16 protein-coding genes and 2 pseudogenes are annotated in these 15,509 nt (G+C 48.4%); 8 read left to right on the forward strand and 10 right to left on the reverse strand.

Annotated features, from left to right (window positions below; all coding sequences use genetic code 11):
* Positions 1–3: 3 nt before the first annotated feature.
* Both JZI27_RS07500 and JZI27_RS07505 read right to left on the reverse strand, forming a co-directional pair.
* Positions 4–438 (reverse strand): MaoC family dehydratase, encoded by a 435-nt coding sequence (locus JZI27_RS07500; protein WP_280207192.1) that lies wholly within the window; start codon positions 436–438, stop codon positions 4–6.
* Positions 439–458: 20 nt separating this feature from the next.
* Positions 459–2,054, reverse strand: a complete 1,596-nt coding sequence (locus tag JZI27_RS07505; protein WP_251243087.1) for an acyl CoA:acetate/3-ketoacid CoA transferase — start codon at positions 2,052–2,054, stop codon at positions 459–461.
* Between the two features lie 276 nt (positions 2,055–2,330).
* Here JZI27_RS07505 and JZI27_RS07510 point away from each other — a divergent pair, with 276 nt between their 5' ends.
* Positions 2,331–2,906, forward strand: a complete 576-nt coding sequence (locus tag JZI27_RS07510) for a shikimate kinase (protein ID WP_122907867.1) — start codon at positions 2,331–2,333, stop codon at positions 2,904–2,906.
* A gap of 56 nt (positions 2,907–2,962) precedes the next feature.
* Here JZI27_RS07510 and JZI27_RS07515 read toward each other — a convergent pair whose 3' ends face one another.
* The 5 genes from JZI27_RS07515 to JZI27_RS07535 all read right to left on the reverse strand — a co-directional run bounded on the left by JZI27_RS07515 (position 2,963) and on the right by JZI27_RS07535 (position 8,296).
* Complete coding sequence (locus JZI27_RS07515; RefSeq protein ID WP_251243086.1) at positions 2,963–4,039, reverse strand: LacI family DNA-binding transcriptional regulator; 1,077 nt, start codon at positions 4,037–4,039, stop codon at positions 2,963–2,965.
* A 65-nt stretch (positions 4,040–4,104) separates the two neighbouring features.
* Positions 4,105–5,385, reverse strand: a complete 1,281-nt coding sequence (locus JZI27_RS07520) for a TRAP transporter large permease subunit (protein WP_122907869.1) — start codon at positions 5,383–5,385, stop codon at positions 4,105–4,107.
* Positions 5,385–5,978 carry a TRAP transporter small permease gene (locus JZI27_RS07525; protein ID WP_122907870.1) on the reverse strand — a complete coding sequence of 198 codons (594 nt, stop codon included), beginning with the start codon at positions 5,976–5,978 and terminating at the stop codon, positions 5,385–5,387. The genes JZI27_RS07520 and JZI27_RS07525 overlap by 1 nt, the downstream gene beginning before the upstream one ends.
* Before the next feature lie 102 nt (positions 5,979–6,080).
* Positions 6,081–7,133: a TRAP transporter substrate-binding protein gene (locus tag JZI27_RS07530; protein WP_122910733.1), complete on the reverse strand. Its 1,053-nt coding sequence runs from the start codon at positions 7,131–7,133 to the stop codon at positions 6,081–6,083.
* 131 nt (positions 7,134–7,264) lie between these two features.
* Positions 7,265–8,296, reverse strand: coding sequence for a zinc-dependent alcohol dehydrogenase (locus JZI27_RS07535; protein ID WP_122910732.1), 1,032 nt, complete (start codon positions 8,294–8,296; stop codon positions 7,265–7,267).
* A gap of 354 nt (positions 8,297–8,650) precedes the next feature.
* On the opposite strand from JZI27_RS07535, the gene JZI27_RS07540 reads away from it, so the two are divergent.
* Positions 8,651–10,003 carry a hypothetical protein gene (locus tag JZI27_RS07540; RefSeq protein ID WP_280207193.1) on the forward strand — a complete coding sequence of 451 codons (1,353 nt, stop codon included), beginning with the start codon at positions 8,651–8,653 and terminating at the stop codon, positions 10,001–10,003.
* A gap of 115 nt (positions 10,004–10,118) precedes the next feature.
* Here the strand turns inward: JZI27_RS07540 and JZI27_RS07545 are convergent.
* The 3 genes and pseudogenes from JZI27_RS07545 to JZI27_RS07555 form a co-directional block, all read right to left on the reverse strand.
* Positions 10,119–11,269, reverse strand: a pseudogene (locus JZI27_RS07545) (thiolase family protein).
* An 85-nt stretch (positions 11,270–11,354) separates the two neighbouring features.
* Positions 11,355–11,954 carry a TetR/AcrR family transcriptional regulator gene (locus JZI27_RS07550; RefSeq protein ID WP_280207194.1) on the reverse strand — a complete coding sequence of 200 codons (600 nt, stop codon included), beginning with the start codon at positions 11,952–11,954 and terminating at the stop codon, positions 11,355–11,357.
* Positions 11,955–12,097: 143 nt separating this feature from the next.
* Positions 12,098–12,793, reverse strand: a pseudogene (locus tag JZI27_RS07555) (iron-containing alcohol dehydrogenase).
* Between the two features lie 95 nt (positions 12,794–12,888).
* On the opposite strand from JZI27_RS07555, the gene JZI27_RS07560 reads away from it, so the two are divergent.
* The 6 genes from JZI27_RS07560 to JZI27_RS07585 all read left to right on the forward strand — a co-directional run bounded on the left by JZI27_RS07560 (position 12,889) and on the right by JZI27_RS07585 (position 15,465).
* Positions 12,889–13,140: a stalk domain-containing protein gene (locus JZI27_RS07560; protein WP_148038786.1), complete on the forward strand. Its 252-nt coding sequence runs from the start codon at positions 12,889–12,891 to the stop codon at positions 13,138–13,140.
* The gene (locus JZI27_RS07565; protein WP_251243082.1) at positions 13,137–13,487 is read left to right on the forward strand and encodes a hypothetical protein; all 351 of its coding nucleotides are present in this window, start codon (positions 13,137–13,139) and stop codon (positions 13,485–13,487) included. Before JZI27_RS07560 ends, JZI27_RS07565 begins: the two co-directional genes overlap by 4 nt.
* Before the next feature lie 244 nt (positions 13,488–13,731).
* Entirely contained in the window at positions 13,732–14,079 is a 348-nt protein-coding gene (locus tag JZI27_RS07570) for a VOC family protein (protein ID WP_122910721.1), read from the forward strand.
* Positions 14,080–14,141: 62 nt separating this feature from the next.
* Positions 14,142–14,309: a hypothetical protein gene (locus JZI27_RS07575; protein WP_251243075.1), complete on the forward strand. Its 168-nt coding sequence runs from the start codon at positions 14,142–14,144 to the stop codon at positions 14,307–14,309.
* Between the two features lie 216 nt (positions 14,310–14,525).
* Positions 14,526–15,191 (forward strand): HAD family hydrolase, encoded by a 666-nt coding sequence (locus JZI27_RS07580; protein WP_280207195.1) that lies wholly within the window; start codon positions 14,526–14,528, stop codon positions 15,189–15,191.
* Between the two features lie 85 nt (positions 15,192–15,276).
* On the forward strand, positions 15,277–15,465 hold the full coding sequence (locus tag JZI27_RS07585) for a hypothetical protein (protein ID WP_280207196.1): 189 nt from the start codon (positions 15,277–15,279) through the stop codon (positions 15,463–15,465).
* Positions 15,466–15,509 lie beyond the last annotated feature (44 nt).

Below are 15,509 nucleotides of genomic sequence, written 5' to 3' on the forward strand. Positions count from 1 at the left end.
GGATCAACCCTCCACAGGGAAAAACTTCAAAATATGCTGTGCAGCTGTACAGATTTCATCTTTCTGGTTGAACACTTCCACTTTTGCAACCGTTCGCAGATTCTCCTCGTCCACTTCGATAATCGTATACTTGGCAGTCAGGGTGTCCCCAAAAAATACAGGTTTTATAAAACGGAGTCTGTCATAACCGTAGGAGACACTGGGAAGACTGGCTCTTGCCTGCAGCTGGATCAGCGTGGATGCAGTAGAACCGATCGCGAGGGAAATGATGCCATGCGCTATCCGTGTTTTGTATTTGGTCGTCTTCATGAATTCTTCATCGGTGTGCATCTGGCTGTAATCCCCTGTGATCTCCGCGAATTGATACACTTCTTTTTCTGTGATGGTCTTGGAAAAAGAGCAAGTGTCCCCTACTTGAAATGGCAATTGATGACTCATCTTATTTCCCCCTCAAAATGTTATAGTCCGTTTTTTGACCTGCGCCACTCGTCGCGAATATTCATCGGCTGGTTTTGGAACAAGCGATCATCCATCGTTTTGAGATCTGCTGAAATCAGCGGTCTGAATCCCATTTGGCTAATAATGTCGCGTTCAAGGTCAATCCCCGGCGCGATCTCGATCAGTTCCAAACCATCAGAAGTGAGACGGAATACCGCTCGTTCTGTGATGTAGAGCACATCCTGTCCCCGCGTCAACGCATCCGGACCGTTAAACGTGATCTCAGAGACCTCTGGTACCAGCTTCTGAAAGCGCCCCTCCTGATTGATCTGCAAAACGCCGTTCTCTACCGCGGTCTTCAATCCACCAGCTGTCAATGTCCCACTGAAGATCACTTTCTTGGTGTTTTGGCTGATGTTGATAAAGCCGCCAGTCCCCATGATTTTGCCGTTGAACTTATGGACATTCACATTGCCTGCCTGATCCACTTCGGCAAAGCTCAGGAAACAGACATCCAATCCTCCACCATCGTAGAAATCGAACTGAGCTGGCATATCGAGCATTGCCTGCATATTGACACTAGCGCCGAAAAAGATTCCTTGAGCAGACACCCCGCCGATCGGCCCCGTTTCCACCGTCAATGTAAAATCCTCGCTAATCCCCTCCTCTCGCGCGACGATTCCGATGCCGTCCGAGATTCCTACGCCTACATTTCCCACATGACCGGCAGCGACCTCAAAAAGAGCGCGACGGGCAATCACTTTTCTCTCATTCAATGGCAACGGAATGACATTACCTGTCTCCATCATGTAATCGCCCGACATGAAGCGATTGACCGAACCGGAATACAGCTGTGGCTGTTCATGATGGACCACGACTGCATCAACGAGATAGCCGGGTATTTTTACCGATTTTGGATGTAGAGATCTTGCCTTTACCAGCCTTTGTACCTGTGCAATCACAATCCCACCGTTGTTGTGAGCGGCTTGAGCCATTGCCAGAGCATCCAAGTAAGCGATTTCATCTTCCATGCTGATATAGCCTTCCGTATCAGATGTTGTACCGCGGATAATCGCAACATCGGGTCGCACTGCCGGATAGAACAGGCAGTCCTGACCGTTCACTTGCATGACAGAAATGAGCTCTTCTGTGGTCCGTTCATTCAGCTTGCCTCCCTTTTGACGGGGATCAACAAACGTGCCAAGACCCACATGGCTAAGGATTCCCGGATGTCCAGCTGCAGCAGAGCGAAGCAATTGACTCATGACTCCCTGTGGAAAATTATAAGCTTCGACTTCATTGTTTTCTGCCATCTCTGCCAGACGAGGGGATTGCCCCCAATGCCCCCCGATGATTCTCTTTACGAGTCCTGGCAGTGCTAGAGGGGACAAACCTCGATCAGCACGATCACCAAGGCCAGTCGAATGCCAGAACGTTAAATCTCGAGGTTCTTGCGACTCCTTAAATCTGCGAGCCAGTGCTTCGATTACGGTTGTAGGCTCTAGCAAACCGCCACCAGCGCCACAAAACGCCACTGTAACTCCTGAAGGAATCCATGAAACGGCTTCATCCGCACTGACAATCGCGGCCAAGCAAGTGCTTCGTTGTGGTTTCATGACTTTTGCACTCCTTATCATTGCTTTTGAAAAAACGTGTAAATATCAAGATTTAATTTATCGATATACTATATCGATTTAGTATATCGATACAGTTGATTATAATTAGGTGTTTCTAATATTGTCAATTTTTAATAAATTTTTATTGAAAAGCATTTTGAAAGATAGGTTTGCAGCTCGTTGAAATGATTTGACACAAGGGACTTTCCCGCATCATAATAGACTTTAAAGCGTAACAGTAACCAACTAGACCACAGGTAGAAAGTGAGTTTACGAATGACTGAAAATATAGATATATCCATTCGAGAAAAAAATATCGCTTTTATCGGATTTATGGGTGCGGGCAAGACGACCATCGGACAGCTGGTCGCCAAAAAACTGTATCGTGACTTCATTGATATCGATCAAGAAATCGAGCGAATCCACCAGATGCCGGTCTCGCAAATCTTTGAAAAGCTGGGAGAAGCCAGCTTTCGCAAAATGGAACGAGAACTGATCGTTTCCCTTTGCACAGGCACCCGGCTGAAAATCATCTCCCTCGGAGGCGGTGCGTATTTGCAGGAAGAAGTGAAAAAAGCCTGCTTGTCTCACTGTCTGGTCTTTTTCCTCGATTTATCTTGGGAATCCTGGAAGGAACGCATTCCACTGATCATCGACAGTCGTCCTGTTTTGCAAAATAAATCGCTCGACGAAATCGAGGAGCTGTTCATGAAACGAAGAGACGCCTACTCGATCAATCATTCTCAGTTTACTACCAGTGAAATCGACCCCGAGACCGCGGCGGATCGTATCGTGGAATCGTTAAAGCTGGCTTGGGACATTTATCAACCCAATCGAGATGATATTTATTAAAAAAACCTCCCTCTTGAGACTGTAAAAGTCGAAAAGGGAGGTTTTCCTGTATTTGTTTAGTTGAGCGAGGGTGTACACGATTCGCGTACGACCAGCTGCGGTTTCAAAATAATTCGTCTAGGGGCATCTTCCAGACCCCGAATCCGCTGGTGCAACAGCTCGGCAGCATTCGCCCCGACCAGCTCCGGGGTGGCGGCGATGGTGGTCAAGCTAGGATTGGAAATTGCCGCTTCTTTGATGTTGTCAAATCCGACAACTGCCAGATCCTTGCCAGGCGTCAATCCCGCTTCCTTCAAGCCGTGCATGACCCCGAACGACACGACGTCGTTGTAGCAAAAGACGGCTGTCGGCGGTTCGGGAAATTGAAGGATCTTGCGCAGAACCTCCACTCCACCTTCCCGCGTGGCTGGACCTTCCAATCGCAGGCATGGGTCGACCTCGATCCCCGCTTCCTGATGGGCAAGCAGATACCCCTGATAACGATCTCTCCAGGCAGATGATTCGGAAGGTCCACCCAAAAAGGCGATCCGTTTATGCCCGAGCGCAATGAGGTGATCCACCGCCATTTTTCCGCCCACTACGTTGTCGATACCGACATAGTCACAGTTGGCATGCGGGATGTCTTTGGCTACCAAAACGACGGGTATATCCCACTGTCTGAGACGCTCAATGGTTTCCGATGACGTACTTTTGGAGACGGGGCTCAAGATGACGCCGCCTACCCGATACTCCAGCATGGTGGAGATCAATGTATCCTGTTTTGCCTTTAGATCGAATGTAGTTCCGAGAATGACCGTATATCCATCCTTGTCCAACGCTTGATGCACACCCACCAGCAATTCAGAAAAGAACGGGTTGTCGATCTCTGTGATCACGAGCCCGACCGTGGACGAGTGCTGCGAGCGCAGATTGGCTGCCACTCGATCGTATACGTAGCCCAGCTCGCGCATCGATTCCAGCACCTTGTTCCGGGTCGCTTCCGAAATATTCGTGCTGCCTCGAACAATCAGGGAAGCGGTTGCACGCGATACACCTGCATGTTCCGCCACCTGCTGGAGCGTGACCCTCGGCCGTTTTTGTCGTTTTACGATAGGAATCACCTGCTTGCCGCTTATTGTCAACAGTACAGTCATTTTATCATTGTCACTAACAGAGGTACAGGCAATAATCCGTTCTTTTACAAAATATGCCTACCCTGTCAAATCAGCCATTGAAGGGGAACTGTCACGATCGACGGGAACAAAATCAGCAGAAGCAGTACGATCACTTCCACCAGCAGGAAAGGCCAAATGCCCTTCATGATGTCCTCAATTCCGATCTTGCCCACCCCGCAAGCCACGTTCAGAACGGTACCTACTGGCGGAGTCAACAGTCCGATGCAGTTCGCTAGGATGAAGACGACGCCAAAGTAAATCGGATCGATACCGGCCTGTTTGACTATCGGCATGAGGACCGGGGTCATAATCAGTACAACAGGTGTCAGGTCCATCGCTGTGCCGATGAGCAGCACGACGGCCGTGATCGCCAGCATGAGCAGAGTAGGGCTATCAATCAGTGGAGCGAGCATTTCCGACAGAACCAATGGAATATTGGCAACCGTGATCAACCAGGCTGTGACCATCGCCGCTGCCACAAGGAACATGACGACGCTCGTGGTTTTTGCCGAGGCAACCAATACTTTGTACAAGTCCTTTACCTTCAATTCCCGATAGACCACAAAGCCTACAAACAGGGCATAAAAAGCAGCTACTACAGCAGCTTCTGTAGGCGTGAAAATGCCCATGCGCATTCCGACGATAATGATGACGGGCAGCATCAATGCCCAGACCGCTTGCTTGGCGGCACCCCAAACCTCTCGCATCGATTTGCGAGGGAAAACCTGGACATCATCTTGTTTGCGCATGACCAGCCACCAGGTCGTGACCAAACCGAGACCGATCATCAATCCCGGCACGATTCCAGCCATGAACAGCTTGGTGATGGAAAGACCGCTGGAAACACCGAAAATAATAAAGGGAATACTCGGAGGAATGATCGGGGCAATAATCCCACCTGCAGCAATCAAGCCCGTCGAGCGATTGCGGTCGTAGCCCGCCTTGATCATCATCGGAATCAGGATCGCTCCAAGCGCTGCCGTATCTGCCACCGCTGATCCGGACAAGCCTGCGAACAGCACGCTGGCCACAATCGCGACATAGCCCATCCCTCCGCGGACATGACCGAAGATCGACATGGCAAAGTTGATGATGCGCTTGGAGATTCCCCCTGCATTCATCAGCTCTCCGGCGAGGATGAAGAAGGGCACGGCCATCATGGGGAAGCTGTTGGCTCCGTTGATGAGATTTTGCGCGATGATCTGGCTGTCAAAGACGCCGAGAAAAATCATCAGAGCGACTCCGCTCACGAGCAAAGCCAATGCGATCGGCATTCCCAATGCCATGACGCCAAGCAGTGAGCCGGCAAAAACCACTAATGCCATTACGCTCTACCTCCCGTCGTATGCCATTTTTGGCGTGAGTCATCTGTTTCTTCCGCTGCTTCCGCTGCTGCCACCGCTTCCATTGCCTCCTCGTCTGATCCTTTCATGGAGATAAGCCTCTCCACTGCATCTTTGTGAAACAAGACCTGATACATATTGAACAAGACGATAATAGCCATCCCAATGCTCACTACGATTCCAATTCCATAAATGTAGGAAAGCGGCAAGCCGACTGCTGGCGAGAGTGCTTTCGTACTGATCATGGTGGATTTCCAACTACCATCCAAAACGAGCCAGAGTACATAGAGAACAATCAGGTTACTGAGGACAAACGCCACTTTTTTACCAACCAATGGCAGTTTTTTGATGAACATGTCTACACCCAAATGACTGTTGTCCTTGAGCGCCCCAATCGCGCCTAGAAACGTGAGCCATACGAAGAGAAAACGAGACATTTCCTCTGACCAGGTAATACCTGAATCGAAAGCATAGCGCAATACCACGTTCAAAAAGACCAGAATGGCCATACCGCTCAAGCAAACAGCCATCAACACATTCGTGACTTTGGTTAAAACGGCCAGGGCTTTTTCCATGATGCTACCTCCTTATGAAGAAATGACGATGCTGACATCGGGGGTAGAAACATCGAAAGGAGGATCAGGGTTTGTCCTCCTTTCGACCTTCACACAAAAGCGTTACTTGTTGGCATCCATCAATTTTTTCACGAAATCCTCACCCAATTGAGCAGAGTACTTTTGATAGATCGGTTGCACTTTTTCGTAGAATGCTTGTTTTTCTTCAGCAGACAGCTCAGTGACCGTCATGCCGCTATTCTTCAAATATTCTTCTGCCGTCCTGGTTTCTTCCTGGTTCAATTGACGCTGGAAGTCCTTCGCTTCATCGGCAGCCTTGGTCACCATTTCTTTTTCTTTGTCAGAGAGGGAATCCCAGAATTTTTTACTGATCAAGAATGGGCTTGCATTGTAAATGTGGCCTGTCTTCGTATAGTATTTTTGCACTTCGTAAAATTTGGATGAGGTCACGTTGCCTGCCGGGTTTTCCTGACCGTCCACTACACCTTGCTCCAACGCGGTAAACAGCTCGGTGAATGCCATCGGTGTAGGAATGGCGCCCATTTCCTTCCACATATCAATGTGCAGTTCATTCTCCAGAGTCCGAATTCTCAATCCTTTAATATCCTCTACAGTCCGCACATCTCTCTTTCCATTGGTCAGATTGCGGAAGCCATTTTCCCAGTAGTTCAATCCAATGACCCCAACCGCTGGTAGTTCATCAAGCAGCTCTTTTCCAATCGAACCATCGAGAATTTCATAGGCTGTCTTCTCATCCTTAAACAGGAAAGGCAGGTCCAATGCAGTGAATCGAGGGACATCTACTGCGATGGGTCCACTAGACATGGTCGAGCCTTGAATCGTGCCCACTTTCATGGCATCAAAAACGGCACGGTCTCCACCCAGCTGTCCGTCTGCGTAAACCTCTACTTTAATGGAGCCGCCTGATTCCTTCTCCAGGATTTCTCCAAACTTCTCCAATCCTTTCGTTAAAGAACGTTCTTTCGCCGTTACAACAGCCAGCTTCATCACTTTCGGCGCAGCTGTTTCTGCCGGCGTGGCTCCATTGGCAGCAGGAGCAGGGGTTGGAGAAGCTGAAGGACTAGATGATTGCGACGAACATCCGACGAGAGCCAACATGCAGGTAAGTACAGAGAAAATGACGAACTTTTTCATGCAAAATCCACCTCATCTTTTTTTCTTTGTCTTGTAATCACGCGCTCCAAACACCAATCCTCTTTTTATCTCGATCTGGTCACCCCGATCCCCCTCCTCCATAGCAGTGAATTGATGTGCATGGTGACCCGCTACTTTTTAGCGGTAGACTCTTCCTGTCCTCCATCGGCGATTTCAATATTATTGAAATCCAATACAATCTTTCCAAAATCCCCTGATAAAGCGCTTTCAAAAGCTTCTTTATACTTAGTAAAGGGAAGAATCTTGGATACGATGGAAGCTCCATTGAATGTCGGGTCACGCAAGTATTCAATGGTTTCTCGATAATCAGCAGGAAAGTTGTAAATGATGGTTCCATACAGCGTGAGTTCATTACGAACCACATGCGCTACAGGCAGATTGGCTTCCTTCGCGAGCCCGATTACCACGAGTGCTCCTCCGGGTCTAACCAGGTGTACCGCCTGCTCGACCGAGCTTTTGGTACCTGCAGCCTCGAAGACGACATCGAATGTCTCATTGTCCAAATCTTCTGGCAAAACAGCGCGAATCTCTCCTACCTTGGAAATGAACTCCAGCTTGTTTGGATTGATGTCAATCGCTGTCACCCGACCTCCCAAATGATAAGCCAGTGCAGCAGCCAGCATGCCTTCGTTGCCGCACCCTACGACACAAACGGAGGTTTCTTTTGTAATGTTCACTTTTTTGAAGGCGTGAACAACGACTGCGAAGGGCTCAATAATGACGGCTCTTTCATCAGGAAGATCGTCTGGGATGTCCATCACATACCTGGAGGAGATGAGAAATTCCTGGGAAAACCCGCCATCCACCGTGACTCCGAGCGATTCCTTTTTCTCGCAGATATTGGTTTCGCCCCTGCGGCATGGAACGCATTTGCCACAATACGTATTTGGCAAAATGACAACCCTCGTTCCAACCTGATAGGCAGCGCTGCTTCCTGCTTCGATGACGACTCCCACCAGCTCGTGTCCTGGACGCAACGGATACTTGGCATGATTCAGCTTTCCCTGGAAGACACTCAGATCCGATCCGCAAATCCCCCCGTACATGACCTTGATCTTCACTTCGTCCCCTACAGGTGTGCGAAGCGTTTCTACGTCTCTCAATTCCATTTCGTTTGGTTTCTTTAAAAATAACTCCAACACCTTATCCCACCACCATGTTGTCGATTGTAGATCAGTTGTGCTCTTGATTCGTTTTCCACTCTTATTAGATCGATCTAACAATGATTAAAAAATATATGATCGTCCAAAGCATGTCATCAAAAATCCTGACCTGCCTGTAGTCCAATCATCATTTGATCGTGAAAACGACGTGTTGACTTTACTAGATCGATCTAATAGAATAGAGAGATTCTTCCATGCCCTACCCGAATTCTTGCATTTGGCAACCAGAGTTGATTAGATCGATCTAATAGGATTATATTCTCTCGTTGAAAGCGTTGTCAATAAAATGTTCTGAATTCGGATAATGTTTTGTTTATGAAAGGATGTCACATCATGCGTACACTACTCTATTCAACCTTGATCGCGCTGTACATGCTGTCTCAGTTTGTGCCTCATCCGGCACTCAATTACACGATTGGCGTGATCGCAATCGTCGTGCTCATCTTCTCTTTTTTTCATACCAATAGCCTGTACCGCGTTACTGGACTCATCTTTCTTACCTTAGGCATCATTTTATTTGTTTATAACGGCCTTGCCTGGCACACGTTTTTCCTTCACTTTCAATCTATGCTGGGTCTGCTCTCGCTCTTTTTGGTCCTCCCCTTTATCAACTCGCTCATTCGCATTGGGCGTTATGATAAGAGCTTGAGTCAGCTTTTGCGCGATCGTGTCACCCGCTTTACGACGATTTACAAACGCAGTTTTCTGGTCAGCCACTTTCTCGGTGTGTTTTTGAATATGGCGACACTCCCACTATTGATCGGTTCATTAAAGCCATCCCTTCAGGCCTTTTCCGAAGAGATGAAGAACAAGTATTTCTGCACCAATCTATTGCGCGCCTATGCGATTTGTCTGACCTGGAGTCCGATGGAGGTTCTCGTCAGCCGTACGATTGACATTACGGGAGCTTCCTATCATTTTATCCTACCGATTGTGCTCGGGATCGTCGTCATTGCGATTGCCGTGGATTTTGCCATTTCGGGGTTTACTTACAAAAACCTGCCATTGACGATTGAATTGGCCCAGGAGATCAACTACAAAAATGTGTATAAAAAAGTGGCACAGATGCTTGGCATGCTGATCGTTTTCGTGCTGGTCGTATCCTGGATTCAGCAAACGCTGGAGAAAGGCTTTCTTTTCTCTGTCGTTCTGCTCCTGATCCCTTTCTCGATCCTGTGGTCCGTGATGATCAAGAAAACCAAGAGCTATCTTCGTGTAACCATTCCTTATTGGAAGCAAAGAACGAAAGGCTTGGCCGACTACTTTTTCATGTTTCTGAGTGCAGGCTTTTTTGTCGGGGTTCTTTCGATTTCCGGATTGCTGTCGTTCCTGCAGCCGATTATTCAGGAGGCCGCTGAGACGCCGATCCTGCTCTATCTGCTGATCGCAGGGTATTATTTGCTTACGTCATTCATCGGCTTCCATCCGTTGATCTCGCTTACGTTATTGGCGGAGTTTTTGGTACCGATTCTCCCGCATGTCGCTACCTTGCCACTCGCAGTCGTCCTGATTACCTGCGGATTGGCTACGGTTATGTACGGTCCGTTCAGTTTGTCGGTTTCGCTGATGGGCAGCGAGCTTAGAATCAACCCTTTCCTAATCACGAGATGGAATGTCGGGTTTGCCATTTGTTTCATGCTCATCAGTATTGCAGTAGCATTTGGGGTAGAAAAGATTTTTTATTGATCCGGTCTGGAAGGCTACCCTTGCAGTCGTATTGATACAGCAAAAAAAGATGGCTTCTGCATTCAACAGAAGCCATCTTTTTTATGCATATGGGACGTGTTTCACCCCTACTTACTTAGCCTTCACGCTCGATGATTGTAGCTACAGCCATCCCATGCATGATGCAAAGCGTGGCAAGACCGTAACGCGCTTCTCTTTTTTCGAGCTCGTGCAGCATCGTGGCAATCAGTCTTGTGCCACTAGCACCGAGTGGATGTCCCAGTGCAAGTGCTCCTCCGTTGACATTCACTTTTGCCGGATCAGGCTTAATCTCTTTTTCCCAGGCGAGAACGACCGAAGCAAAAGCTTCATTCACTTCGAACAAGTCGATGTCTTCCAGCTCCAGCCTCGCCCTTTGCAACACTTTTCGCGTAGCCGGAATAATGCCTGTCAGCATGATCGTGGGATCGACTCCTGACACCGCTGTAGCCACCACACGCGCTCGGGCCGATAGCCCAGCTCCTCTGCTCGTTGGCGGGACATGAGCAGGACTGCCGATGCTCCATCATTGATCGGACTGGAATTACCTGCGGTGATCGATCCCTCCGGTAAAAAAGCCGGCTTCAGTGCTGCCATTTTTTCCAGGGATGTTTCACGCGGAGATTCATCCATGAGGAAGTCCATCTGTTGACCGTCTGCCGTATTCGCACGGACAGGTACAATTTCTTGCGCAAACCGATTGACGGCTTGAGCCCGCAGAGCCTTTTCATGACTGTTCAGCGAGTAAAGATCCATGTCTTGGCGGGACAGGTCCCATTGCTTCGCGATGCGTTCCGCTGAAATACCCTGTGGAATCATCTCGTATTGGGCAAAGAGTTTATCACTTAGTTGTGTCATGTCAATGCCCATTTTTACTCGGTTCATACTCTCGACACCTGCTGCAATCACCACATCCGTCATGCCTGCCAGTATCTCATGTGCCGCCTGATTCAAGGTTTCCAGACTGGAGCCGCACGCCCGGTTGGAGGTAACCCCGCAAACCTCCACAGGAAAGCCTGCAATCAGTGATGCCAGGCGAGCGATATTTCCGCCCTGTTCCGCTACCTGTGTGACACATCCCATTTTGACATCCTCGACAAGTACCGGGTCCAAGCGGTTTCGTTCGACCAAGGCTCGAAGTACCTGCGCAGCAAGCTCGTCTGGGCGCGTGTGGCTCAGAGCTCCATTCTTTTTTCCGATTGGCGAGCGTACGGCATCCACAATCACTGCATTATGATTCGATTTCATCGTTATGCCCCCTTCTATTTTTAAAGACCGATCGGTCCTTTTTTCGCCCGAAAAAAAGCCCTTTGCGGCTTCTTTTTTATCTTCATCAACTACCCAGTTCTTCAGTCAAAAATACTTTCAGATGCCGGATGGATCTTTCCATATACACCGGATCACCATATAGCTTGCTCAGCATCAAGGCTCCTTCGAGCATGGATATAAACATTGCCGCCACGTATTCGGCATCTGCATCCTCCCTGACCTCACCCTTTCTTTTGCCAGACTCGATCACACCACGAATCGCTCCCAGCAATTGGTCCATCGCATGAATGGCTTGCTGACGCATCAAAGGATCGGTATCATCTGCCTCGATAGCGGCATTCATCACCGGACAGCCCCCAGGCATGAACTTACCTTTGGCTAGCCCTTCGAATACGGATGCGATGGCAAGCAGGCGTTCCATGCACCCTTTTGTGCCAGTCAACGCTTCTGTAAAATAATGGGTCATGGTTTCGACCGAATAGGAGAAAGCACTGAGCATCAGTTCTTCCTTGCTTTGAAAATGGTTGTAGATCCCTCCCTTTCGTAGTCCTGTCTCGTGCATGATATCCGATATTGAGGATGCCGCATAACCCTGGCAATTGAACAAGGTGGATGCTTTTTGCACGATCAAGGCTTTGGTTTGTTCGCCCTTGCGATACGTCATAGAAAACTACCCTCCATAATTTAAGACCGATCGGTTTGTTTCATTATACATCCAGTATATTCCATTGTAAATATGGACATTTACGTTTCGCCAGTCGAAAAAAACGCTGCTGCTTCATCGTTCCTAAGCAGCAGTGTTCTTTTTTAGCCGAGCGAATAAGCGTAATCGTAGCAGGTCAGGTAAAGCTCCACGATTTCTTCCTTCGACGGTACTCTCGGATTGTTTCCAGGGCTTCCACTCGCTAGCGCATCATGCATTGGAAATGCCGTGTGGGACATGGAAAAGGGCGCCGATTGGACGAGACATCCCGTGTACCAGGGTGACAGATGCGTTGGAAAAAGCCATGCCGGCCTGCAGCGACCCGATGCACATACCCTCTTTGGCATCCAGATCATGCGGATCATCATAGGAGCGTTGCAAGGAGCTGGTGATATGTGTGATAGCGGATCGGGCAAGGGTATGAGTCATGGGATGTGCCTTTCTGGATAGAAACGCTTCTACAGCATGGCAGAGAGCATCGACGCCTGTAGCCGCGATGACAGGCGGTGGCGCCGAGCAGGTCAGGTAAGGATCGACGATGGCGATGGTTGGCATGAATGCAGGGTGCTTGATCATCATTTTGACGTCAGTAGCGGTGTTCGTGATGATGGTGACATCGGTGGCTTCCGAGCCGGTTCCTGCGGTTGTGGGAATGGCAATATGCGGGATGATAGGAGCTGTCCACATTGCTCGACATAACCAAGCTTTGTCATGATGGAATCGGTAATGATCAATGCTTTTTTCGCGTGAGCGGCTGCTGCTTCTTTTCCGATCTGTTGAAATGCCTCCCTGCCGTACATGATTATTTGTGTCCAATCCGCAGGGAATCCAAATTCTGAAGGCGAATCAAGATCTACCTCAGGATTATGCAGAAGGAGGCCTAGCTTTTCTTTTGGTGATTAACGGAAAAGGCTTTTCTCCTGAGGAATCCGCTGTTTACGTAAGCGAAAAGCAAGACGAGATCATGGTGCCTGTACGCACCATCGCGGAACAGCTCGGCTACAAGCTTAGCTGGAACCAAAACAACAAGTCGATCGAGCTGACCAAAGGTCCTCATTTCCATATGATCAAGATCGGCGAAGATCAATACAACATCGCAAAAATGAATATGACACTCGGTGCAGCACTGTCTATGGTCCGATCATGACCGCGAGCCTCCCGCCGATCACAAGTGCTACAAAAATCGTCGTCAAGGACAGCACTGACGCACTGGAAATGCTGGGAACCTCCGGAGAAGTCACTGAGGTTACGACTACTGCAGATGGACACACGCAATTGACCATCAAAGGAGAAAAGCTGTCGGATCAATCTGTGGAGCATATCACGTTGACACTGACTGACGATACACCAATCATTGGAACCAAGGACAACCAGCCGATCCAGGTTGACGATCTAGAAAAGGGAGCAAAGGTGTTCGGTTTCTATGGCCCGAAAATGACGAGAAGCCTTCCACCGATTGCTGAGGCTGTAAAAATTGTTGTAGAGGAAGAATAGATACAGGAAGAAAAAACAGCGCAAGCCGGTCGACTCCGAGCCTACGCTGTTTTTCCTTTCTGCTGGTCTTGAATCTGAGGCAGAATGGTCCATCTCATCCAAACATGATTCAGGAATAAAAGGAAGGCAGAGCCAAGAAAAATCATCGGCAAACCGAACGCAGACTATAGGAAAGTCGTGATTGACGTTGAATAGTTTTTGGTAGAAAAAAGAGCCTTAACCTGGCTTGGGAGGTTTTCGTTCGATGATCATGAATCAAATCGGTACCGTCTTCGTTCCAGTTCGCGATATTGAAAAAGCGAGAGAATGGTATTGTCGTATTCTCGGGTTACCGGTAGAAGGCGATATTCTTTTTGGACACCTCTACGTGGTTCCGATGACAGCTGGTTCGGGGTTGGTGTTGGATAGCAGGATTTTTGAGGAAGAAACACGAAGAAATTCGCCCTTGTTTCATTTTAATGCGGTGGATATTCAGGCAGCCTACGACTGGATGAAGCAGAATGGCGTGGAACTGATCACCGGTATTGAACACGATCATTGGTTTAATTTCAAAGATCCGGATGGGAATGTATTGATGGTATGTAGATGTTGAGGGAATAGAGAATAAGACAAAACCCCCTTGAACACACTAAGGTGTTGAGGAGGTGACCATCCATGAGCGATCGCGAGAACCAAATGAATCCAAACCCTGACCAGGATGAAGTCAAATACACGATTTCTGATCTGGACGAAAGCCAAATCGAAAAGCAGCATCAGTTTCAGATGTTTCCTACACCTGATGAAGAATTCGCTTATGAAATCATCACGGAGCTGGAAGATTAATAGCCAGAGCACCTTCACCGGATCTTGTGGAGGTGCTCGTTTTTTGTTCTCTCCCCCTTCCGGTGTGAAAAGCCCGGAGACCGAAACTTTCCCCGCAAGATTTGGAAGCGTATAGGTAGAGTGCCTACGGAGAGAGGAATGTCGGGTTTTTACCCGAATATTTGAATCTTGTCCTGTAATAATGAGAAGCCTTCCTAGGGAAATGAGGAGATAGACGTGCACGACATCCTTTCAAAAAAGAAGGGCATTATTTTTGACATGGATAATACCCTTTTGCAATCCCGGATCAACTTTCCGGGTATGAAAAAAGCAGTCTTTGATTTGTTGGTTCAGCATCAGCTAATGGATCCACAGCTGGATTACACAAAGCATTCTGCTTCTCAGCTCATCGATTTCGGGCGTCATTCCGGCCGCATTACTCACGAGATCGAAGCCTCGATTTGGGATACCATCGTCGCCTACGAAACAGAAGGCATGCATGGTGCCGCACTGGAGGATGGAGCTGCAGAAGTGCTCGACGCACTCAAGTCGCACTACACGTTGATCATCCTGACGAACAACGCCAGGTCTGCTGCAATAAAAGCTTTGAACGAAACCGCAATTATCCATTCCTTCGATCAGATTGCTGGTCGGGAGCAAATGACGATGCTCAAGCCCTCTCCATCTGGCATCCATTTCATCCTCGAGCAATATCCCGACATTTCGGCAGAGCAATGGGTTATGGTGGGAGATTCCTGGATTGACGGGAAAGCGGCGCAAGACGGTGGCGTATCTTTTATCGCTTACCAAGGCGACCAGCAGGAAATGGAGGGGCATGGGGTCACTCCCGTTGCGTACATCGGTCATTTGCGCGAGCTGCTTTCTCCCGGTATCCTGAAATAAAGAACACTGAGTTTCTCTTTTTACGCTATAATAGCCCTTGTTCGATTCCGTTTCACATTTTCTGATCCGAGGTGGCCTGTAGTCTATGAAAAAGAAAATCGTTCTGGTATTAGATGTCGATATCAAGCAAAATGCAGATATGCAAGGTATGGCTGACGCCATGTCCAAAGCCATCCAATCGGTTGATGATATCGTCCTCCATGAATTGGTTATGTTCGATAATGATGAGACAAGTGCGGATAAGCTGATTGCTAGCGTAAAGAGTGAGGGATAATCCCTTTCTCAACGTTGAACAAAAAATGAAGTTTCTCTACACTT

Source organism: Brevibacillus sp. AY1, assembly GCF_029870785.1.
Lineage (GTDB): Bacteria > Bacillota > Bacilli > Brevibacillales > Brevibacillaceae > Brevibacillus > Brevibacillus invocatus.

What these genes read in the sequence shown, in the direction of transcription:
- JZI27_RS07500 (WP_280207192.1), bottom strand. Translation starts at nt 438, where the DNA reads ATGAGTCATCAATTGCCATTTCAAGTAGGGGACACTTGCTCTTTTTCC.
- JZI27_RS07505 (WP_251243087.1), bottom strand. Translation starts at nt 2,054, where the DNA reads ATGAAACCACAACGAAGCACTTGCTTGGCCGCGATTGTCAGTGCGGAT.
- JZI27_RS07510 (WP_122907867.1), top strand. Translation starts at nt 2,331, where the DNA reads ATGACTGAAAATATAGATATATCCATTCGAGAAAAAAATATCGCTTTT.
- JZI27_RS07515 (WP_251243086.1), bottom strand. Translation starts at nt 4,039, where the DNA reads ATGACTGTACTGTTGACAATAAGCGGCAAGCAGGTGATTCCTATCGTA.
- JZI27_RS07520 (WP_122907869.1), bottom strand. Translation starts at nt 5,385, where the DNA reads ATGGCATTAGTGGTTTTTGCCGGCTCACTGCTTGGCGTCATGGCATTG.
- JZI27_RS07525 (WP_122907870.1), bottom strand. Translation starts at nt 5,978, where the DNA reads ATGGAAAAAGCCCTGGCCGTTTTAACCAAAGTCACGAATGTGTTGATG.
- JZI27_RS07530 (WP_122910733.1), bottom strand. Translation starts at nt 7,133, where the DNA reads ATGAAAAAGTTCGTCATTTTCTCTGTACTTACCTGCATGTTGGCTCTC.
- JZI27_RS07540 (WP_280207193.1), top strand. Translation starts at nt 8,651, where the DNA reads ATGCGTACACTACTCTATTCAACCTTGATCGCGCTGTACATGCTGTCT.
- JZI27_RS07550 (WP_280207194.1), bottom strand. Translation starts at nt 11,954, where the DNA reads ATGACGTATCGCAAGGGCGAACAAACCAAAGCCTTGATCGTGCAAAAA.
- JZI27_RS07565 (WP_251243082.1), top strand. Translation starts at nt 13,137, where the DNA reads ATGACCGCGAGCCTCCCGCCGATCACAAGTGCTACAAAAATCGTCGTC.
- JZI27_RS07570 (WP_122910721.1), top strand. Translation starts at nt 13,732, where the DNA reads ATGATCATGAATCAAATCGGTACCGTCTTCGTTCCAGTTCGCGATATT.
- JZI27_RS07575 (WP_251243075.1), top strand. Translation starts at nt 14,142, where the DNA reads ATGAGCGATCGCGAGAACCAAATGAATCCAAACCCTGACCAGGATGAA.
- JZI27_RS07585 (WP_280207196.1), top strand. Translation starts at nt 15,277, where the DNA reads ATGAAAAAGAAAATCGTTCTGGTATTAGATGTCGATATCAAGCAAAAT.